The following is an 18,967-nucleotide window of genomic DNA, read 5'->3' as shown; positions in this document are numbered from 1 at the left end:
CTCACAATTCGCAACGCTATGTATTCTCGTCCGATTCGCTCTTTTGTACTTTTTCTAACCGTATTGCTACCGGCTGCGGCGCAGGCGCAAAGCCTGCCGGCTTCACTCACATATGCCACCTATAACTGGGAAACGCAGCGCAAGCGCCTACCCGTGAGCGGCGACGATGCCCAGCTGCCCGCCCTTGTGTTGCGGGAGTTCAGCGCCAACGAGTTTGCCTATACTGATGCGCAGCGCAAAAACCTGCGGCTGTTTTCTATCGACCACCGCATTATCCGGGTGAACACGTCGGAGGGGATTGAGCAATTCAACAAAATCTACGTGCCGGTGCAGGACGGTGCACGCATCGTGACCTTGAAGGCCCGCACCATCAGTCCCCGCGGCGAGGTGGTGGAAGTGAGCGAGGGCAACATGAAAGAGCTGAAGGACGACGATGGCACCCGCAACTACAAAATCTTCGCGCTGGATGGCGTGGAGAAGGGCAGCGAAATCGAGTACATCTTTATGCGGGAGCGGCCCGGCACGTTTTTCGGGCGCGAGTACCTGCAATCGGGCATTCCGGCCCGCGATGTCACGTTTGAGCTGATTTCGCCCGCCACGCTCACCTTTGAAACCCGGCTCTACCACGTCCCGGCCGGTGCCCAGCACGATACCGTGAGCCAGGAAAAGCGCATCACGCATGTGCACCTACCCGCCGTGGTAGCCAGCCACGATGAAACCTTTGCCGCGCCCAAAGCCGAACTGATGCGCGCCGAATACAAGCTGGCCTACAACGCTGCCCGCGGCAATGCCCGCCTGTTCACCTGGGCCGATGCCAGCCAGTACATCCACGGCACGACCTACACCCTGAACAAGGACGAGAACAAGGCACTGGATAAGCTGATGAAGCAGCTGCCCGTGCCGGCTGGCGCCGACGTAGCCGCGAAAATCACGGCCGCCGAGCAGTACCTGAAAAGTAATTTCAACCTCGATCCGGCTGCCGAGCCTTCGCTGACGCGCATTATCACCACGCGCAACGCCTCGGAGGTGGGCTTCACGCGGTTGTTTGCGGCCGTGCTGCGCCGCTTGTACGTGGAGCATGAGCTGGTGCTGACCTCGGACCGCAGCGACGCGCCCTTCGACGAAGGCTTCGACAGCTGGAACTACCTCAGCAACTACGCCTTCTATTTCCCTGCCACCAAGCAGTACCTGGCCCCGGCCCGCCCTGACTACCGTTACGGTATGATTCCGGCCGAGTGGACGGCCAACAAGGGCTTGTTTGTGAAGACCGTGAAGCTGGGCACTACCGAGTCGGCCGTGGGTGCGGTGCGCGACATCCCCACCCTCACCGCCGACGAGAGCCCCAACGACCTGGCCATGACCGTGCGTTTTTCGCCGGCGCTGGACAAGACGCTTATCGACTTTCACGAAACGCTGGGCGGCTACCAGGCGCAGCCCATCCAGCCGTTCTATAGCTTTATTCCGGAAGATAAGCGGACGGAAGTATTGCAGGAGCTGGTGAAAAGCAACGTGCCCAATGCCAGCTTCACCTCCGTGAAAGTAACCAACGGCGAAGCCGGCCTGAGCGCCTTGACGAAGCCTTTTGTGGTAGACGCGCAGGTGGAATCGGCGGATTTGCTGGACCGGGCCGGGCCGAAGTACCTGTTCAAAATCGGGACGCTGCTGGGGCCGCAGTCGGAGCTGTACCAGGCCGAAGCCCGGCAGTACGACGTAGAAAACGACTTCAACCGCCGCTACAACCGCGTAATTACCGTGGAGCTGCCGGCCGGCTATGCCGTGCGCAACCTGCAAGACCTGAACGTGGACGTGAAAACCGGCCCCACGGCCGCGCCATCTTACCTGTTCCGCTCGCAGTACGAGCAGAAAGGCCAGACAGTCACCATCAACATCACGGAGTATTACCGCGAAATCCGGTGGCCAAAGAAAGACTTTGAAGCGTTCCGAGACGTGGTAAACGCCGCCGCTAATTTCAATAAGGTGGTGTTGGTGCTGGAAAAGAAAGGCTGATTCTCACGGCTCATTACAAACTCGCCCGGCTCTGCCGAGTGAGCTTTTTGCTTCGGGCTTACGCCCCGAAACCGACGTAGTGGGCGTTCTGGTTCGTGCAGTATATTGGAAAGCCGGCGCACTCGCTGGCTTTCTGTTTTTCGTCATGCCGAAGTTAAACCAATGCCCATATCATTGTTGTCACCTTCCCTGCTCACCGCTTATGCCCTGCGTCTGCGCCCCGGCGACGACCTGCGTCAGCAACTAACCACCACCGTGCGGGCGCTGGGTATGCAGGCCGGGGCTGTGCTTACCTGTGTGGGCAGTCTCACCACGGTGGTGCTGCGCCTAGCCAATCAGGACGTAGCTACCACCTATCACGGCCACTTCGAGATAGTATCGCTGGTGGGTACGCTGGCCGAGAGTGGCAGCCACTTGCACCTGGCGGTGGCCGATAGTACGGGCCGCATGATAGGTGGACATTTGCTGGATGGCAACATCATATACACCACCGCCGAGCTGGTGCTGGGCGTGCTGCCGGCGCTGGTCTTTCGGCGGGAGCCAGACGTGATTTCCTCCTATCACGAACTGGCGATTTACCCAGCCGGAGCGGCTCCCGAAAATCCGTAACTTCCCAGCTTTCTCTCACTTTGCTCATGGCTGATTCCTCGCATAGTTCGGCCCCTGTGCTCTCGGCGGCCCAGCAAGCTTTCAAGCGCAACATTCTGAATCCGTGGAAGCTGCGGCTGTTTCTGCTGCGCAGCCTGCCCATGGCCTACCTGGCCGGGCTGCGGGTGCGGAGCCTTACGGCGGAGCAGGCCACCGTCACGGTGCCCTTCAAATATCTCACGCAGAATCCGTTTCGGAGCATCTACTTTGCTTGCTTGAGCATGGCCGCCGAGCTGGCTAGCGGGGTACAAGCCATGCTGCGCACACAAGGTGCAGGTAGGGTGTCGATGCTGGTGGTAGGGCTGGAAGCGGAATTCACTAAGAAAGCCACTGGCCTCGTTACCTTCACTTGCCCCGACGGTGCGGCCATTGCCCAGGCCATTGCCGACAGCCGCGCCACCGGCGAAGGCCGTACGGTGGTGTGCACCAGCACCGGCCACGATGCGGCCGGCGACGTGGTAGCCGTGTTCCGGGTACGGTGGTCGTTCCGGGCGAAGTAGTCCTCTGTAAGAAAATGTGGGGAGGCAAACGATACCGATAGGTTATGATGCCCCGCAAGGGTAGGGAAGGGTAGTAAAGCTGCGCGGTTTCTGCGTATTTGCTGCTTTCCACCTCTATTGCTCTCTATGCGTTTCTCTCATTCCTACTTGCTACTCGGCGCCGTGTTGGGCTTGGCCGCCTGCGAATCGAACAGTACCAAGCAGCCCGAAACCGCCGCTTCTACTACTACGACGGCCTCCGCCGATTCGACCAAGTACCTGTCGCAGCCACTGGTGCGCGACATCTACACGGCCGACCCATCGGCGCACGTGTTCAACGGCAAAATCTACGTGTATCCCTCGCACGATATCGAGACGGGCATGCCGGAAAACGACAACGGCGACCATTTTGCCATGCGCGACTACCACATTCTGTCGATGGACAGCGTGGGTGGGAAGGTAACTGACCACGGCGTGGCCCTCGATGTCAAGGATATTCCCTGGGCCAAGCGCCAGTTGTGGGCGCCCGATGCGGCCTTCAAAAACGGCACCTACTACCTGTACTTCCCGGTGAAGGACAAGCAGGATATTTTCCGTATAGGAGTAGCTACCAGCACTTCGCCCACCGGCCCCTTTAAGGCCGAGCCGCAGCCCATCAAAGGCAGCTACAGCATCGACCCGGCCGTATTTACGGACACCGACGGCAAGACCTACATGTACTTCGGCGGCATTTGGGGCGGGCAGCTCCAGCGCTGGCGCACTGCGCAGTACGACTCGACGGTAGCGCCCAGCCAGCCAGCGCAAGAAGTAGCCATTGGCCCCCGCGTGGCTACGATGAGTGCCGATATGAAGGAGTTTGCCGGACCAGTAAAAGAACTCCAAATCCTGGGCAAAGACGGCAAGCCAATCTTGGCCGGCGACAACGAAAAACGCTTCTTTGAGGGTATCTGGATGCACAAGTACAGCGGCAAGTACTATCTGTCGTACTCCACCGGTGACACGCACCTGCTGGTGTACGCCACCAGCGACTCACCCACTGGTCCCTTCACCTACCAGGGTGTAATTATGGAGCCGGTACAAGGCTGGACCACTCACCACTCCATCATCGAAAAAGACGGCAAGTGGTACATTTTCTACCACGATACCCAACTCTCTGATAAAACCTGGCTGCGCAACGTGAAAGTAACCGAGCTGAAGCGTAATGCTGATGGCAGCATCCAGACTATCAAACCGATGAAGTAGATAGTGAAGTTGTGAGTTCGTGAAGTTGTGAAGTAAAAAAGCGTCTGTCATCCTGAGCGCAGCGAAGGACCTTATACCAGTTGAACGACCATCGTAGCAACGACTCGTTCTGACGTGATAAGGTCCTTCGCTACGCTCAGGATGACAGACGCTCTTTTTACCTCACATTCACAAACTCACCATTTCACTACTCCTCCTCCAAGCTCTCCTTGGTCAAAACATCCACTAAGCCATCCTCACTGACCACAATAGCCATGCAAGGGTAGGGGGAGCTTTGCACGTAGCGGATGGCGGAATTGTAGCGGGCGCCGCGGGTGCTGTTGCCGCGCCCGGTGGCCGTACCATCCAGAATCACACCGATGGAATAACAGTATGACTCGGGGTCGAGGAGTACGGCGCCGTCGATGGCTGTGACCAAGCGGGTGATGAGGGGCGTGAGCGGCACCGGCTCGATGAGCGTGCATTGCAGCTTCAGGCGGTCGGCTTCGGCGAGGGCTTCGGTGGTGATGACGAGCAGTGTGCCGTGTTTCTGGCGGCTGGCTTCGGCGGCTACCTCCCACAGGCGCTCTACCTTCTCGGGGTTGGTAAGGTCGAAAGTGCGGCGCAGCTCCTTGCGGAAGCTGCTGCGGTTGAGGCGTGCCCGCGCCAGGCTGGGCTGCCCGTAGTGCGTGCGCATCAGCACCTTGCCGGCGTGCTGAAACTCCCAGGCATAGTGCGTCACGAAGCTGATAACGAACAAATCTTCGCGGCTGGCGTCGTAGTGTCCTATCTGTCTGCCTAGGGCGTACACGTTTTCGCCGTCTGCGAGCAGGCTCACGTCGGGCGTGGTCATTTCCAGCAGCTTGCGCACGGCCCGGTAGTCGCTGAGCGGGGTAGGGCAGGTGAGGGCAAACACCTCTTCCAGGTTGGGGTGGTGCCGGGCGGCCAGCATCATTTTGCCTACCCCTTCCATGCCCTCGTAGCGGAGCGAGGAAATAGTGTTTAGCGTGGCGTACAGCTTGGCTTCGGCCTTGCTAATGCCCAGGTCCTGCGCAGGCGTCTGCATAAACAGCGTGCCGGCGGCACGCACCAGCTCGTCGGTTTCGCGGGGACGGACCAGCAGGCCCGCGCCGGGCTCCGGCTCACTCAGCGACTTAGCGCATTCCTCGTGAAAACGAATAATAGCCGCCTGAATCAGCGACGGTATCACAGGCCGGCCATTGGTATAGAAACGGTCGGGGCGGAGGGTAGGGTGGCGGCGCACCGTTTTGCGGTTGAGCTGGAGCACAGGCACCACATGGTAGTCATTGATAAGTACCGGCCATCCGGCAAAAGATGCGCGGGTGAGGTGGACTTTATCATGCTCGTCCAGAATTTCCTGAACGGCGAGGCGCAGCACATACCCTTCGTAGCGCCGCCGAACGGGCTCCTCAGGCGTTTGCTCGGTACGCTCGGTCAGAATCCAGCTGCCGCGGTCGTGCAGGTGCTGGCAGCGCGTGTGCACATCGGAAAAAGCAGACGGGTCGTACTCTGAGGTATCGGAGCCCAATAGTGAGGCCAGTCCGGTAGCGTTGTCGATGGATGGTACGGCCAGCAGTTGCACGCGCGGCTGCAAGTCTTCGTCTAGAGCATCAAATACGCCATCGGCCATTGTCTGAGCAGCCTGGCGGAAATGCGCCTGGTAGGGCCAGATCAGGGTCGGGTCGGGGCTGGGGGTAGGAAGTCCCGGCGCAACGGGCGGTGCGGCGAGCAAGGGGAGGGTCGTCAGCATACAACAGCGGGGTAAAAGCGCCGCCGGATGCGTAGCGGGCAGCGCCCACCGCAGGGAAGCGCGGCGGTTAGTTAGCAACCGCCGAAAGCCCCTTCTGGTTGCGCTTACAGCTGAAATACTATAGGTAGCACCATTTTTTGCCGTACGGGCTTTCCCTGAAACCGGGCCGGCTCCCATTTCGGCGCAGCCTTAATCAGGCGAATAGCTTCCTCATCCAGCCCCGAGCCCAGGCGCTTGGGCACCTTCACATCGGTGAGCGAGCCGTCGGGCTGAATCAGAAACTCCACCATCACCCTACCCTGAATCTTGCGTTGCCGAGCCAAAGCAGGATAGCGCTGGTTTTGCTGCACCCACTCAAAAAACGCGTCGGTGCCGCCCACGGGCCGGGCGGGCGAGTCGGGCTTCACAGTAATGGGGCCGCCGTTGGGGTTGGGGGTAGGGGCAGTGGTGCCGTTAGCATCGACTGGAATTTGAAACGTAACGGGGACCATGACGCGCTGACGCACTTTCTGGCCTTTGTGCTCGGCGGGCGTCCAGCGCGGGGCGGCAGAAATCAGCCGGATGGCTTCGGCGTCCAGGGCCGGGTCCACGGGCTTGTCCACCTTCACCTGCGAGATGCTGCCGGTTTTTTCTATCACGAACGACACCGGCACTGTGCCTTGCTTGCCGGCCTGCAAGGCCTGGGTAGGGTATTGCTGATGCTCGGCCAGATACTGCGCATAGGCCTCCACGCCCCCAGCCGGAATGGCTGGTTTCTGTACCTCCTCGTAGATTTCCTGCGGATCAGCTTTCGGATATTTCAGCTTCTGCTGGGCGTGGGTGGTGAGGCTGGCGGTGCTGAGCGCGAATAAAAAAGTAAGGCGGGGTAGGAGGCGGGGCATGAGGAAAGTAGTGAGAAACCAGGTAGGCGGGGCAACAACCGCACCAGCCATTCGGTGCGGCGCACCCCGTATCTTTGAACAAAATCTGTTTCCATTACCGTGCCCGAAACCAGCTTCCGCCCGCTTACCGTTGCTCCCGTTGATGTGTTCACCGAGAACGTGACCACCCACGCCGCCCGCGAAACCTACTTTGCCGGTCGGCACCGGGTGGTGGCGTGGGTACGAGTAGCGGCCTTTGCCGCTGCCGGGGTAGGGGCGTATTATTTTCTTTCTGCGGGGATGCTGGTGCCGGCACTGGCGGTGCTGTTTGCGCTGTATCTGGTATTTCTGGGTCTGGTGCGCTGGCACGACACGATAGGCTACCAACGCGAGCAGCACCGCCTGCTAGCCCAGCTCAACCGCGATGAGCTGGCCCGGCTGGAAGGCAAGCTCAGCAAGTTCGACGCGGGCCTGCGCTACCTCGATGCCGCCCACCCCTACGCCGCCGACCTCGACGTGTTCGGCGCGCACTCGCTCTACCAGTTGCTGAACCGCGCTACCTCCCGCCTGGGCCACGACTGGCTGGCCGGCTGGCTGCTTGCGCCTGCGTCCGCCGCGGAGGTAGTAGGCCGGCAGCAAGCCGTGGCCGAGCTGGCCCCCGATGTGGCCTGGCAGCAGGAGTGGCAGGCGCGGGCACGCCACTTCCCCCAGCAGGAGTCCGACCCGCGCACCTTCACGGCCTGGCTCCGGCGGCCCAATTTTTTCGCTGGTAAAAGTTGGCTGAAACCCTTGCTGATAGTGCTGCCCGTGCTAGCCGTGGGTAGCATAGCGGGCTGGCTGCTAGACTACTGGACAATCTGGCCGCCGGTAGCTGTCATTGGTCTGATTAGCCTGCTGAACGCGCAATTTCGCGCCGCCCGCGACGATTACTACCATCACAGCGCCACCGTGCGCGACGCCCTGCGCGCCACCCGCGACCAGTTGCCGCTGTTTGAGCAGCGTACCTGGCAGTCGCCCCGGCTACGGGCGCTATACGCTACCCTGCACGCCGGTGGCACCGCTGCTTCGGCGCAGATTGGGCAGCTGGCGCGTATTGCGGGGCTGTTCTCGGCCCGGCAAACGCCTTTCGGTAACCTGTTTATGAACAGCCTGTTTGCCTGGGACTTGCAGTGCATGTGGCGGCTCGAAAACTGGAAAGCCCAGGCGGCCACCAACCTCGACGCGGTGCTGGAAGCCAGCGCCGACCTGGAAGCGCTGGTGAGCTTAGCGGGTTTCGCCTTTGCCTACCCTACCTACGTGGTGCCCGAGCTGAGCCCAACCGAGCTGGAATGCACGGCCACACAACTAGGGCACCCGCTCATCTTCACGCGCCAGCGCATCACCAACGATTTCAGCATGAAGGGGGTAGGGCACACGGGCGTAATTACCGGCTCCAATATGTCGGGCAAAAGCACGTTCCTGCGTACGGTAGGGCTGAACATGGTGCTGGCCCAAGCCGGCGCCGTGGTGTGCGCCGCCAGCATGCGCCTGAGTTCGGCGCAGGTATACACGGCCATGCGCACCCAAGACAATCTGGCCGAAAGCACCTCCTCTTTCTACGCCGAGCTGAAGCGACTGCGCCTGCTGCTGGAGCTGACTAGCACCGGCCAACCCGTATTCTACCTGCTCGATGAGATTTTGCGCGGCACCAATTCGCTAGACCGGCACCGGGGCGCGCACGCCCTCATTCACCAGCTACACCAGCGCCGGGCCAGCGGCCTTATCAGCACCCACGACCTAGAATTGGCCGCTCTGGCCGACGAGCTACCCGGTGCCGTGCAGAACTTCAGTTTTAACAGCACCATTGAGGGCGACGAGATTCGCTTCGATTACCAACTGACGCCGGGCGTGTGCCGGGCCTTCAATGCCAGTAAGCTCATGCAACTCATGGGTATAGCTATTGAGGAAGAAGGGTAGGGGATTAAAATGGTTTTAATCAGGAGATTAAATCGTTTTAATGTGTGAACCTACGTTGTGTGGTTTGCTTTTATACGTGCAACTTTCGAGAATAATACTGGTAGAAGACGACGGCATGGGTGTTACCGCTCTGTTTTCTTCTACTAAATTGTCGCACTTCAACGAGGGTGTGCCCACAACCCAACCCGCACCCTCGTAGCATTCCTACCTATGTACATTCGTGAAAATCTGCGCTGGCGTGTTATCTGGAAATACGCCTGGAAAAGTTTGTTGATCTTTTTGATTTACGATACAATTGTCTGCTACCTGTACGGCCCGCTCGGCTTTCGGTCATTGGATATTCCGTGGCAGCCAGTGGGCACGTTGGGCGTGGCGGTGGCTTTTTACGTGGGCTTCAAAAACAACGGCTCCTACGACCGTTTCTGGGAGGGCCGCAAGCTGTGGGGCGGCATCGTGAACTACAGCCGCACCTGGGCTATGGAGGCGCTGGAATTTGTGACGTCGGTGGTGGATGCGCCCGATGTGCAGGCGGCGCCCGCCTCGGCCGAGGAACTGACCCAGCGGCACCGCCGCATGGTGTACCGTCAGATTGCCTGGATAAATGCGTTGCGCCTGAACCTGCGTCGCCAGCCTGAGCTGTGGGACGAGGCCGTGGCGCCCTTCCTAGAGCCAGCCGAGTCGGAGCAGTTGCGCGGGTTTGCCAACCCGCCCGCCCAGATTTTGCGGGCCCAAGCCGCCGAAATGCGCGTGCTGCGCGAAAGCCGCGGCCTGCTCAATGACTTTCAGCACGTGACCATGATGCGGGTGCTGGAAGAGCTGTTCAACCTGCAAGGCGCCTGCGAGCGAATTAAGAATACACCCTTCCCGCGCCAGTATGCTTACTTTAGCTGGGTGTTTGTGTGGATGTTTGCGGCGCTGCTGCCGCTGGGCCTCATCGGCGAATTCGAAAATATGGGTCCTGGCCACTTCTGGCTCACGGTGCCGTTTTCGGTGCTGGTGTCGTGGGTGTACTACACCATCGAGTGGGTAGGGCACCACAGCGAAGACCCTTTCGAGAATGAGATGAACGACGTGCCGATGACGGCTCTCTGCCGCAACATCGAAATAGACCTGCGCCAAATGCTGGGCGAAACCAATATGCCGCCCAAGATTGAGCCTGTGAACGATATCCTGTACTAAGCCACGTTGACTGTGGTGAACCACCAAAACGTCATGCCGCACGCCGCGGCATGACGTTTTGCTTTTTAGGCCCCGACTTTGCAGGTCGCCGTTGCGTATAGGCAACGCGCTGCTTGTGCTACCGCTCTATGGCTACCTTTTTTCGCAATTTACAGTACTTCTTTGCCAGCCAGGATTTCTCTGATGGACTGCGCACCACCGTGGGCATCCTGACGCCGGCGCTGGTGTGTTCACTCTTGGGGCACCTCGAAATGGGCATGACGCTCTCGCTGGGCGCAGTGGGCGTGAGCGTGACCGACACGCCCGGTCCCGTGAAGCACAAGCGCAACGGCATGCTCTACGGCGCGCTGTTCGTGTTCGTGACTACCCTGCTCACGGGGTTTGCCCGCTTGCACCCAGTTGCGCTGGGGGTAGAAATTACCGTGCTGAGCTTCTTCTTTTCGATGCTGCTGGTGTATGGTGCCCGCGCCGGTGCCGTGGGCACGGCTGCGCTGCTGCTCATGATTTTGCAGATGGACAAGCCTCTGGCGCCGGCCGAGGTGCTACCCAATGCCCTGCTGGTGCTGGCCGGCGGGCTGTGGTACATGGCGCTGGCGCTGGCCTTTTTCCGAGTGTTGCCCTACCGCGCTGCCCAACAGGCACTGGGCGAAAACATCCACGCAGTGGCCGATTTTCTGCGCATCAAGGCCGAATTCTACCGCACCACCACCAACCTCGACGATGACTACCGCCGCCTGGTGGCGCAGCAGGTGACGGTGAGCGAAAAGCAGGATGCTACCCGCGAAATTATGTTCAAAACCCGCCGGTTGGTGCAGGAATCGACGCGCACGAGCCGCCGATTGGTGCTCACCTTCGTGGACATGGTGGACCTCTACGACCACATCACGGCCACCTATTTCGATAATGCGGCTCTTCGGGAGAAGTTCGGCCCCACGGGTATTTTAGAGGAAATAGCGGTGGTGATTGAGCGCCTGGCCGACGAGTTGGATGCCATCAGCTTTGCCATCCAGACCAATCGTACCCATCGTGGCACCACCGACCTCACTGCCCAACTGGAACAACTCAAAACCCGCATTGACGCCCTCACCGGCGACGAGCAGGTAGGCAGTACGCTGGTGCTGAAAAAGGTGCTGGTCAGCCTGCGCAACCTCACGCAGCGGGTAAAGGATATTGTGATATACTTTCAGGCAGATGCTGAGCTACCTAAGGTGGCGCGGGCAGCCAACGCCCGCGAATACGCCCGTTTCGTGTCGCCGCTGCGCTTCAGCTGGGAGGCTCTGCGCGACAACCTCACGCTCAGCTCCTCGCATTTCCGTCACGCCGCTCGCGTGATGCTGGCCTGCGTGTTCGGCCTCCTGGTGTCCAAGCTATTCTTCACCGGCCATCACAGCTACTGGGTCCTGATGACTAGTACGCTGATGCTCAAGCCCTCCTTCAGCCTGACCAAGCAGCGCAACTACCAACGCATTATGGGCACGCTCATCGGGGGGCTGATTGGGGTGGCCGTACTGCTCCTGCTACCTACCCACCCGCGGGTGCAATTTGGGCTATTGGTAATGTTTATGCTCACGGCCTACAGCTTCCAGCGCCGCAATTACGTGGTGATGGTCATTTTCCTGACGCCCTACCTGCTCATTCTCTTTAGCTTCATGGGCCTGGCCTATTTTAATGTGATTGAGGAGCGCGTGACCGATACGGCCGTGGGCTGTGCCATTGCGCTGGCAGCGTCCTACCTGCTGTTTCCCAACTGGGAGTCAGACCAATTGCGCAGCTACATGCGTGCTGTATTGCAGGCCAACATGGCCTACCTCCAACAAATTGCCCAACGCCTGAGCGGCCAGCCGCCCTCTCTCACGGACTATAAGCTGGCGCGCAAAGACGTGTACATCAGCTCGGCCAACCTGGGTGCCGCTTTCCAACGGATGCTCTCGGAACCCAAGAGCAAGCAGCGCCATAACTCCGACGTGCATCGCTTTGTGGTGCTCAACCATATCCTGTCATCCAACATGGCCACGGTGGCAGCCTCCTTGGAAAATGGTGTGCCCCAGCACGCCCGCGACGGCCTGCGCCCAGTGAAGCAAGCGCTATCGGCGCTGCAACGAAGCGCGCAGCAGCTGACTCCGGCTGCCCCGGCTCCTTCACCGCCTATCCCGGCCGCTTCTCCAGCTTCAGCAACCACCGCCACCCTCACTGCCGACGACCGGCTGCTACTCGATCAACTGGAGTTCTTGCAGAAAGTCAGCAGCGACATTGGCCGCACCACCGAGCAAGTACTGGCCGAGAACGAGGCTCCAGCTTATAAAAAGAGTCCGGTAGTGGCCGGAAGCTAAGCCAATTTGGAGTGCCTTCCAGAACCTACCCTCTGTCAAATACTCTGTGAAGCATCTGGTTATCCACAAAAGCACGGTTTGTGGTATTTCACCTTTTTCTACCTGTATGTGATGCAGAGCATCCCGGCAGGCTTTGGGCTCACGGGCTTAGTAAACTACTTGATCGGCAAGGGGCTAATCGCCGAAACCGTAGCCTCGTTTGGCGTCATCATAGGCCTGCCCTAGGTCATTTAGTTCGCGTGGGGCCCCTTATCGACAAGTATCAATACTCCGTGATTGGGCACCACAAGCAGTGGGTAGTGCTCACGTAGTTCGTGGCTTTTCTGGCTTCGTTGAGGCTGCTGCTGGCGCTTCGGCGACAACAGCCACTGATGCACAACCTAGCGGTGTTGAACACCGAGTGATTTTGTGCGTTGTTCTCCTAAAGCTGGTGTATTCCGTATAGCCGGAGATAGTCTTTCCTTAGCACTTTCCTGAATGCAACTCAGTTCAATCTACATTGTAATGGGCGTGTCGGGCAGCGGCAAAACCACGGTAGGCAAATTGCTAGCCGAGCGGTTGGAGCTGCCTTTCCATGACGCCGATGATTTTCACCCTGCCGCCAACATTGAGAAGATGAGCAACGGCATTCCGCTCGACGATGACGACCGGGCCGGCTGGCTGGCCGATATGGCCAAAGCCATTACTAAATGGGAAACTACCGGCGGTGCCGTGCTGGCGTGTTCTGCACTGAAAGAAGCTTACCGCCAAACATTGCAGGGCGGTGCCCGCCAGTCCCTGCGATGGGTATTTCTAGACGGCTCCCGTGAACTATTGAGCGACCGAATCGAACACCGAAAAGGCCACTACATGGCCGTCGATATGCTGGATTCGCAGCTTGAAACATTGGAAAAGCCTGCGTATGGTCTGCACATCGAGCTGCGCGAAGAGGAAACGCCCAAGCAGGTGACCGATAAAATCATACAGGCAGATATTGCGTCGGAAACCAAGCCTGCGTAGGTAGGCTGTCGCTTCATTAAGCTTTGGACTAGCTGAATAGGGTAGCCTTTGCGTTTATTCTATAGCCAAGAAACACAGCCACTCTACTACGCAACGCAGTAGGGTTGTTGTGTTTCTTGGCTATAGAATATCCCGACTACTCCGATTTTTTCCGGCCGGAGCCGCTTTTCTTACCGCCGCCGTCTTGCTTATTGACAGTGGCCCAGGCGCGTTTTTCGGCTTCTTCTTCCGATACGCCGCGTTTCTCGTAGCTTTCTTCAATGTGTTCGGCCTGCCGCTTCTGCTTGTCGGTGTAGGCCGATTTATCTCCTTGTGGCATGATATAAAGTGCGTTAGGTGAAAGGTAAACGAACAGTTTTCCTATACGCGTTACCTACGCGTGCGTTATAGCTGGGCTTCCATCGGGCTTGAAGCACACTGCGTATCTTCGCGCCTCATTTTACGCAAGCTGCTATGCGCCAACTCGCCGTCGTTCCGCACCCCGAAGTCAAAATCACACTTTTCGCCTGGAATGGCAAATACCTGATTAAGCTAGAAAAAGGCATGTTTGAACAAACCTACAAGGTGAGCGAAATGGACATCACCAGCGAAGACGACGTGCATGCCCTGCTCGACCAAGAATTTCTACAAGCGGCCATTGCCCGCTTCTCGGGCATGCGCACCGATTTGCAAGCTGCTTTTGACCGACACGATCTGTAGGCGGTGGAAATGGAATACAGCTTTTGCATGACTAAAAAGCCTATTATCATCCTGCTGCTGCTCGGTAGCCTTCTGGCAGTGCTTCCTCTGTCTGCTGCTGCCCAGCTCTACGAAGCACGTAACGGCTCTGTGAATGTGGAGCGCCAGGCGCGTGACGCAGTGCAGGTACAGACCGACGGCTCGGCGCAATGGCTGCGCGACTTTTGGCAATCCTGGCTGAAAGACACCTATAACATCCGACTGAAGGGCAACGGTATGTTGGGGGTAGGGAAAAAGGATGTGCTGGAAGCGCAGCAAGTGCCCGTGTCAAGCGTGTCGGGTAAGATGCTGAATTTCTACTCCATCATCGTAGCACCTACTGATTCCACTGCCCAGCTAAGTGTCTACGCCGCTTTCGATAAAACTTCCTACCTCAGTGCCACCAGTACACCCAGCGAATACGCGGCGTTGCGCAACATCGCGCAGAGCTTTGCGGCCGCTGTCCGGCAAAAAGCCTACCGCGAGCAACTGGTAGCCGCAGAGGAACAGCTGCGCGCCTCCGAGAAGGAAAAGGAACGCCTCGCCAAAGACGTAACGAATCTGCAAACCAATACGGCTGCCAACCTCCTCAAGATTGCTACCCTGCAAAAGCAAAACGAAGCCAACGTATTGCAAGCCCGTCAAGATTCTGTAAAGCTCGTACGTAATGCCCAGGAGTTGGAGCTATACAAGCAGCGCGTGCAGCGCCGCCGCGACCAACTATCAGCCCTCGACCGTAAATAGCTGCTAGCGTAGCCGTCACAAATAGTTTTTCGTACTGTCTTTTATGGAAAAAGACCCCTCGCCGCTCGATACGCTCCGCCAGCTCAAAGAATGGCTGGATGCCGGTGCCATCACGCCTCAGGAGTTTGAAGCGCTGAAAACCAAACTGGTTTTCAACCAAGGAGTCCACCGCGAAGGTCTACCCCTACCCGGTACGCCATCCGTGGAGCCCACCACCGAGCCAGAGCCCCTCGCACCAACTGCTCAGCCGCCGTACTTGGCGCCAGGCGCGGCTGCTGGGCCGACAGTACCATTGGCTCCCTCCGCTATTCCTGACCCAGAGCCCACGTCGGCCGGGCTCGATCCGCTGGCACCTGGTGTGGGGCCTGTGCCAAGTGAGGCCGAATCGCGTAGCCCCTTGGGCATTCTTCTGATTGTAGGGGGCATTGTACTGCTTTTGGGTCTGATGGTTTACTTGGTATTCGGTGGGCGCGAGTCGGAGCGCCTAACGAGCACCTCCCAAACTGCTGCCGATACGGTAGCCGTGCAGCCAGAGGTGGGCCCCCAGGCTGAGCAAATTGAGCTACCGCCCGCCGCTGCCCCCGAAACCGTACGGGTCGCGCCGGCAGTGCTACCCGCAGCTCCTGTTCCAACCACCGATTCAGGATCAACGGCTGCTACGGCAGCCCCTTCTGCCGCCGATGAAAAAGCGGTGCGCACCCGGGTGCAGCAGGCGCTTGCTGCGTATTATACTGATCTGCAAGCTGCCCCTTTCAACGCCGAAGACCACTTTGCTCCGAGTGTAGAGCGGTTCTACACCCTGCAAAATACCACGCCTGAAGCCATTAGTGCCGACCTCGTTGAGTCACATTTTCCGGAGTTTACGGAGGAGCAGACACAGATAGTGCCAGGCAGCCTGAAGGTAGAACCCGCCGCCGAAGATGGGACCCGTACTGCTACCTACCTCGAAACCAGTACTGCTTTCCGGCAGTCGCGCCAGCAGCACCAGCAAACCAAAGCGCAAGTGCGGGTACGCTTCGACCCAGATTACAAAATCGTGTATCTGCGCCAGGAGCGTTTGCTGGAAAATAAATTTACGGAGTAGCCCCGTGCTACTTGCTTTCCTATGATAGCCTACAGAAACCTGCGCTGGACAAGTAAGGTAGGCCTGCTGTTGCTGATGGGCTTGCTTTCATCTTGTCTGAAGCTACTGAAGCCGGGACATCCAATCAGCAAGGAAATGCCTCCCTTCGCTCCTGCTTACAGCAACGCGGCCAACTGGGCGGCCTTGCCTACCCGCCTCGACTCAGCCGATACTGTACCCTACGGCTCCAACCTGCGCGACCAGCAGCAAAACGCCAGCGCCGATGTATTCTTTGTGCATCCCACGACGTACTATCGTCGCAAAACCTGGAATGCCGCGTTGGACGACGAATTGGTGAATAAGATTACCGATCGGGAAGTCATCCGTAAGCAGGCCAGCGTGTTCAACGCAGCGGGGCAGATCTATGCTCCCCGCTACCGGCAAGCTACTTTATATGCGTTTTTTGAGAACAAGCGAAAGCACAACGGGGAGAAAGCGCTAGACTTGGCATATACCGATGTGAAGGCTGCTTTCACATACTATCTGACTTACTACAACCAAAACCGGCCGATTATTTTGGCTAGTCATAGCCAAGGCACTGTATTGGCTACTCGCTTGCTGCGCGAGTTTTTTGACCAAGACCCGGCTCTGCGCCGCCGGTTGGTAGCGGCCTACCTTATCGGCTACAAAGTGCCCGCCACCACGTACCAAGTGCTGCAACCGTGCACCGACTCCACTCAAACTGGCTGCTACGTGAGTTGGAATTCCGTCAACTGGCGGAAACCGTTTCCGCGTTTTGAAGGCGGCGTGGCCGTTAACCCCCTTACCTGGACTACTGATACCACGTACGCGCCCGCGACCCTCAACCAAGGTAGCGTGCCCCAATCTTTCGACCGTATCGACCGCGGCGTGGCAGACGCTAAGGTGCACGATGGCCTCGTGTGGCTCCACGACCCAGATGCCAACGGCTATACAAGGGTCCGAATTTTCGGACACCACAAGCTACACTATTCCTTTCACTTAGTAGACTATGGCTTGTACTACCTAAACCTGCGCCATAATGCACAAACGCGGTTGCAAGCTTGGCACTCAACTCACCAGTAGCCCTATTTTCAGGTAGGAAGTAGGCTCCCGCTTATATAAGTGTACAACAAAAAGCCCTGGTATCTATACAAGATACCAGGGCTTTTTTGCCATAAGCAGCGTATTAGCTCAATACGTCGGTATGCGATTTCAATACCTGACGGGCAACAGCCAGGTTCGTGTCGCGGGAGTTCACAGCTAGGTAGATGAACTTTTGACCGTTAGGCGACAATTTCAACAAGTGCAACTGATCTGTCAGCGTTAGCAGAATGTCTTGGATAGTCTGGTTCAGCTTCAGGGCCGAAATAGCCTTCAGCTTCTGCTTTACTACCTCTGTGTTGTAAGCGGCAGCCGTTTCGATATCGAAGCTCGCTACGTTTGAATGAGCAGCCAAAGGCATACCCGTTTCAGTTTCAACTACTGCTACCGCTACTAGCGAGGGCAGTTCTTTTAAAATTTCTTGAACCGTTTGGTTGGGAGCTACAGTAACGCTCATGGCAATAAGTAAATATGAAAGTGAGAAAACAAGGTGAAGCGTAGTTTACTGACTGGAGTGCTTGCGCAGTACTTCGCGTGCCAAAGCCAGGTTGGTATCGTGCGTATATACTAGTAGCAAGCAGCCCCATTGTTGGTCTGCCGTTAGGCGAAGCACGTGGAACTGTTCGTCTAGTACTAGTACCAGATCTTCCAACTGCTGCGTAGCCAGCCCTGGCTGGGCCGATAGGCGCGCTAGATGCCGCGCCGTAGCTACTGCATGCGTAGTTACTTTATAAGGGTCTGATTGAGCCTGTTTGGTGTAAGCCGCCAACAACCGTCCAGAACTCAGATCGACAACGGTAGCTAGAAGCAGTTCGGGTAATTCCTGAAGTATTCCTTCCAATATCTCAGTTGCCCGTTCGCGAGAGGCGCCAGTGACATCACTCGTAATTTTCCGAACGGCAACTTTTTGCAGGAATGGAATTCTCATTTGAGTAGAACTCTATCTGGTTCCAGCAGCTAGAGGTAGTAAGAATATCAGTGAAGTAAACTGCTAAGCAGAGGGGAGCAAAAACACTCCCTACTCACAGCAGCTGACGGCCAATTGAACGAATAAACAAGCCAAGTTCGATGTCTTCTGTTTATCCTGTTCAGAAAGCCTTCATGATAATTACAGGCCAAATAGAATGCCAAAAATACAATTACTGATTCCCATGGGTGAAAAATATGCGGTGATATAAGGAGCGGTAAAGTATTCCTTTGAATTGTAGTATAAAGCCACTTTATAGAGCAGCTTATACACTATAATGTAATATCAATGGAAAAGCTATACACTCCATATACCACCGCCACAGCCTTCTGTGCTAACAATTAAAAGAAGAGCCAGTGACGCTTAGGCTTTTTCGCTTTTTCCATGTTAGGTACGAGGGTCATATTTTCTACAGCACCACCTTTCACCTGAATTTCGTCGTCGCTGTAACCTGCATAGCCGTATTGAAGCGTGGTCGGGCGGCCAGCCGGAACGCGTAGCGAATAGTTACCTTGTGCATCGGTGCTTACGCCCCGGCTTGTGCCTTTCTGCAGAACAGTGGCGCCTATCAATGGCCGACCGTTCTCGTCCAGAATGCGGCCACGCACAACTACTGTTGCTGCATTGATTGAAGCTACTGAAGCTACTTCAGCTACCGAGGTTTCAGATGCTACTGCGGTAACAGGTGCAATAGCGGTATTCTCGATTGTGCGGCCAGAGTTGGCGAATACGGCACCACCGACCAATACGCTACCTACTAACATAGAGGCAGCACGGCGACGAAAACGTTGGGGCTCCGTCCGGATCAAATCAAACTGCCGTTGCACCCAGCCTACAGGCTGCACTTGGTGGCCTTGCTGCTTCATTTCGTAGAAGCGGCGTAAAGTAGCATCAGCATGTGCAC

Annotated in this window: 18 protein-coding genes; 12 read left to right on the top strand and 6 right to left on the bottom strand. The window is 57.5% G+C overall.

Annotated elements, in window-relative coordinates; genetic code table 11:
* The first annotated feature begins 18 nt into the window (after window positions 1-18).
* From J4D97_RS19885 to J4D97_RS19870, 4 genes are all read left to right on the top strand, one after another.
* Window positions 19-2,007 (top strand): DUF3857 domain-containing protein, encoded by a 1,989-nt coding sequence (locus J4D97_RS19885; protein WP_208309091.1) that lies wholly within the window; start codon window positions 19-21, stop codon window positions 2,005-2,007.
* Between the two features lie 162 nt (window positions 2,008-2,169).
* A complete protein-coding gene (locus J4D97_RS19880) occupies window positions 2,170-2,616 on the top strand; it encodes a PPC domain-containing DNA-binding protein (RefSeq protein ID WP_208309090.1) in 447 nt (148 codons plus the stop codon).
* 26 nt (window positions 2,617-2,642) lie between these two features.
* Window positions 2,643-3,155, top strand: a complete 513-nt coding sequence (locus J4D97_RS19875) for a DUF4442 domain-containing protein (protein ID WP_208309089.1) — start codon at window positions 2,643-2,645, stop codon at window positions 3,153-3,155.
* 126 nt (window positions 3,156-3,281) lie between these two features.
* On the top strand, window positions 3,282-4,376 hold the full coding sequence (locus J4D97_RS19870; protein WP_208309088.1) for a glycoside hydrolase family 43 protein: 1,095 nt from the start codon (window positions 3,282-3,284) through the stop codon (window positions 4,374-4,376).
* 187 nt (window positions 4,377-4,563) lie between these two features.
* On the opposite strand, the gene J4D97_RS19865 is transcribed toward J4D97_RS19870, so the two are convergent.
* The gene (locus J4D97_RS19865) at window positions 4,564-6,126 is read right to left on the bottom strand and encodes a DNA integrity scanning protein DisA nucleotide-binding domain protein (RefSeq protein WP_208309087.1); all 1,563 of its coding nucleotides are present in this window, start codon (window positions 6,124-6,126) and stop codon (window positions 4,564-4,566) included.
* A gap of 104 nt (window positions 6,127-6,230) precedes the next feature.
* Window positions 6,231-7,007: an energy transducer TonB gene (locus J4D97_RS19860; protein WP_208309086.1), complete on the bottom strand. Its 777-nt coding sequence runs from the start codon at window positions 7,005-7,007 to the stop codon at window positions 6,231-6,233.
* Window positions 7,008-7,106: 99 nt separating this feature from the next.
* On the opposite strand from J4D97_RS19860, the gene J4D97_RS23925 reads away from it, so the two are divergent.
* From J4D97_RS23925 to J4D97_RS19840, 4 genes are all read left to right on the top strand, one after another.
* On the top strand, window positions 7,107-8,942 hold the full coding sequence (locus J4D97_RS23925) for a MutS-related protein (protein ID WP_208309085.1): 1,836 nt from the start codon (window positions 7,107-7,109) through the stop codon (window positions 8,940-8,942).
* Between the two features lie 210 nt (window positions 8,943-9,152).
* The gene (locus J4D97_RS19850) at window positions 9,153-10,121 is read left to right on the top strand and encodes a bestrophin family protein (protein WP_185281304.1); all 969 of its coding nucleotides are present in this window, start codon (window positions 9,153-9,155) and stop codon (window positions 10,119-10,121) included.
* A 128-nt stretch (window positions 10,122-10,249) separates the two neighbouring features.
* Window positions 10,250-12,451: an FUSC family membrane protein gene (locus J4D97_RS19845; protein ID WP_208309084.1), complete on the top strand. Its 2,202-nt coding sequence runs from the start codon at window positions 10,250-10,252 to the stop codon at window positions 12,449-12,451.
* Window positions 12,452-12,928: 477 nt separating this feature from the next.
* Window positions 12,929-13,450 (top strand): gluconokinase, encoded by a 522-nt coding sequence (locus tag J4D97_RS19840; protein ID WP_208309083.1) that lies wholly within the window; start codon window positions 12,929-12,931, stop codon window positions 13,448-13,450.
* Window positions 13,451-13,586: 136 nt separating this feature from the next.
* Here J4D97_RS19840 and J4D97_RS19835 read toward each other — a convergent pair whose 3' ends face one another.
* A complete protein-coding gene (locus J4D97_RS19835; protein ID WP_185281300.1) occupies window positions 13,587-13,769 on the bottom strand; it encodes a hypothetical protein in 183 nt (60 codons plus the stop codon).
* A gap of 134 nt (window positions 13,770-13,903) precedes the next feature.
* Here J4D97_RS19835 and J4D97_RS19830 point away from each other — a divergent pair, with 134 nt between their 5' ends.
* From J4D97_RS19830 to J4D97_RS19815, 4 genes are read left to right on the top strand one after another with little or no spacing between them, the layout of a single operon-like run.
* Complete coding sequence (locus J4D97_RS19830) at window positions 13,904-14,149, top strand: hypothetical protein (RefSeq protein ID WP_208309082.1); 246 nt, start codon at window positions 13,904-13,906, stop codon at window positions 14,147-14,149.
* Window positions 14,150-14,176: 27 nt separating this feature from the next.
* Window positions 14,177-14,911, top strand: a complete 735-nt coding sequence (locus J4D97_RS19825) for a hypothetical protein (RefSeq protein WP_208309081.1) — start codon at window positions 14,177-14,179, stop codon at window positions 14,909-14,911.
* Window positions 14,912-14,954: 43 nt separating this feature from the next.
* On the top strand, window positions 14,955-15,995 hold the full coding sequence (locus tag J4D97_RS19820; protein ID WP_208309080.1) for an SHOCT domain-containing protein: 1,041 nt from the start codon (window positions 14,955-14,957) through the stop codon (window positions 15,993-15,995).
* A 21-nt stretch (window positions 15,996-16,016) separates the two neighbouring features.
* Entirely contained in the window at window positions 16,017-17,078 is a 1,062-nt protein-coding gene (locus J4D97_RS19815; protein WP_208309079.1) for a DUF3089 domain-containing protein, read from the top strand.
* 103 nt (window positions 17,079-17,181) lie between these two features.
* Here the strand turns inward: J4D97_RS19815 and J4D97_RS19810 are convergent, their stop codons facing one another.
* The 3 genes from J4D97_RS19810 to J4D97_RS19800 form a co-directional block, all read right to left on the bottom strand.
* Window positions 17,182-17,553: a hypothetical protein gene (locus J4D97_RS19810; RefSeq protein WP_185281294.1), complete on the bottom strand. Its 372-nt coding sequence runs from the start codon at window positions 17,551-17,553 to the stop codon at window positions 17,182-17,184.
* Between the two features lie 45 nt (window positions 17,554-17,598).
* The gene (locus J4D97_RS19805) at window positions 17,599-17,937 is read right to left on the bottom strand and encodes a hypothetical protein (RefSeq protein WP_208309078.1); all 339 of its coding nucleotides are present in this window, start codon (window positions 17,935-17,937) and stop codon (window positions 17,599-17,601) included.
* A gap of 467 nt (window positions 17,938-18,404) precedes the next feature.
* Window positions 18,405-18,929, bottom strand: coding sequence for a carboxypeptidase-like regulatory domain-containing protein (locus J4D97_RS19800; RefSeq protein ID WP_208309077.1), 525 nt, complete (start codon window positions 18,927-18,929; stop codon window positions 18,405-18,407).
* Window positions 18,930-18,967: the final 38 nt, after the last annotated feature.

The sequence above is a fragment of the Hymenobacter defluvii genome, assembly GCF_017589435.1.
In the GTDB taxonomy this organism is placed as follows: Bacteria; Bacteroidota; Bacteroidia; order Cytophagales; family Hymenobacteraceae; genus Hymenobacter; species Hymenobacter profundi.
Note: the sequence above shows the minus strand (reverse complement) of the source record. Positions and strands in the feature narration are given on the sequence as shown.

Coding starts and splice junctions, on each gene's coding strand:
- J4D97_RS19885 (WP_208309091.1), top strand. CDS start 19: ATGTATTCTCGTCCGATTCGCTCTTTTGTACTTTTTCTAACCGTATTG.
- J4D97_RS19880 (WP_208309090.1), top strand. CDS start 2,170: ATGCCCATATCATTGTTGTCACCTTCCCTGCTCACCGCTTATGCCCTG.
- J4D97_RS19875 (WP_208309089.1), top strand. CDS start 2,643: ATGGCTGATTCCTCGCATAGTTCGGCCCCTGTGCTCTCGGCGGCCCAG.
- J4D97_RS19870 (WP_208309088.1), top strand. CDS start 3,282: ATGCGTTTCTCTCATTCCTACTTGCTACTCGGCGCCGTGTTGGGCTTG.
- J4D97_RS19865 (WP_208309087.1), bottom strand. CDS start 6,126: ATGCTGACGACCCTCCCCTTGCTCGCCGCACCGCCCGTTGCGCCGGGA.
- J4D97_RS19860 (WP_208309086.1), bottom strand. CDS start 7,007: ATGCCCCGCCTCCTACCCCGCCTTACTTTTTTATTCGCGCTCAGCACC.
- J4D97_RS19850 (WP_185281304.1), top strand. CDS start 9,153: ATGTACATTCGTGAAAATCTGCGCTGGCGTGTTATCTGGAAATACGCC.
- J4D97_RS19845 (WP_208309084.1), top strand. CDS start 10,250: ATGGCTACCTTTTTTCGCAATTTACAGTACTTCTTTGCCAGCCAGGAT.
- J4D97_RS19840 (WP_208309083.1), top strand. CDS start 12,929: ATGCAACTCAGTTCAATCTACATTGTAATGGGCGTGTCGGGCAGCGGC.
- J4D97_RS19835 (WP_185281300.1), bottom strand. CDS start 13,769: ATGCCACAAGGAGATAAATCGGCCTACACCGACAAGCAGAAGCGGCAG.
- J4D97_RS19830 (WP_208309082.1), top strand. CDS start 13,904: ATGCGCCAACTCGCCGTCGTTCCGCACCCCGAAGTCAAAATCACACTT.
- J4D97_RS19825 (WP_208309081.1), top strand. CDS start 14,177: ATGACTAAAAAGCCTATTATCATCCTGCTGCTGCTCGGTAGCCTTCTG.
- J4D97_RS19820 (WP_208309080.1), top strand. CDS start 14,955: ATGGAAAAAGACCCCTCGCCGCTCGATACGCTCCGCCAGCTCAAAGAA.
- J4D97_RS19815 (WP_208309079.1), top strand. CDS start 16,017: ATGATAGCCTACAGAAACCTGCGCTGGACAAGTAAGGTAGGCCTGCTG.
- J4D97_RS19810 (WP_185281294.1), bottom strand. CDS start 17,553: ATGAGCGTTACTGTAGCTCCCAACCAAACGGTTCAAGAAATTTTAAAA.
- J4D97_RS19800 (WP_208309077.1), bottom strand. CDS start 18,929: ATGAAGCAGCAAGGCCACCAAGTGCAGCCTGTAGGCTGGGTGCAACGG.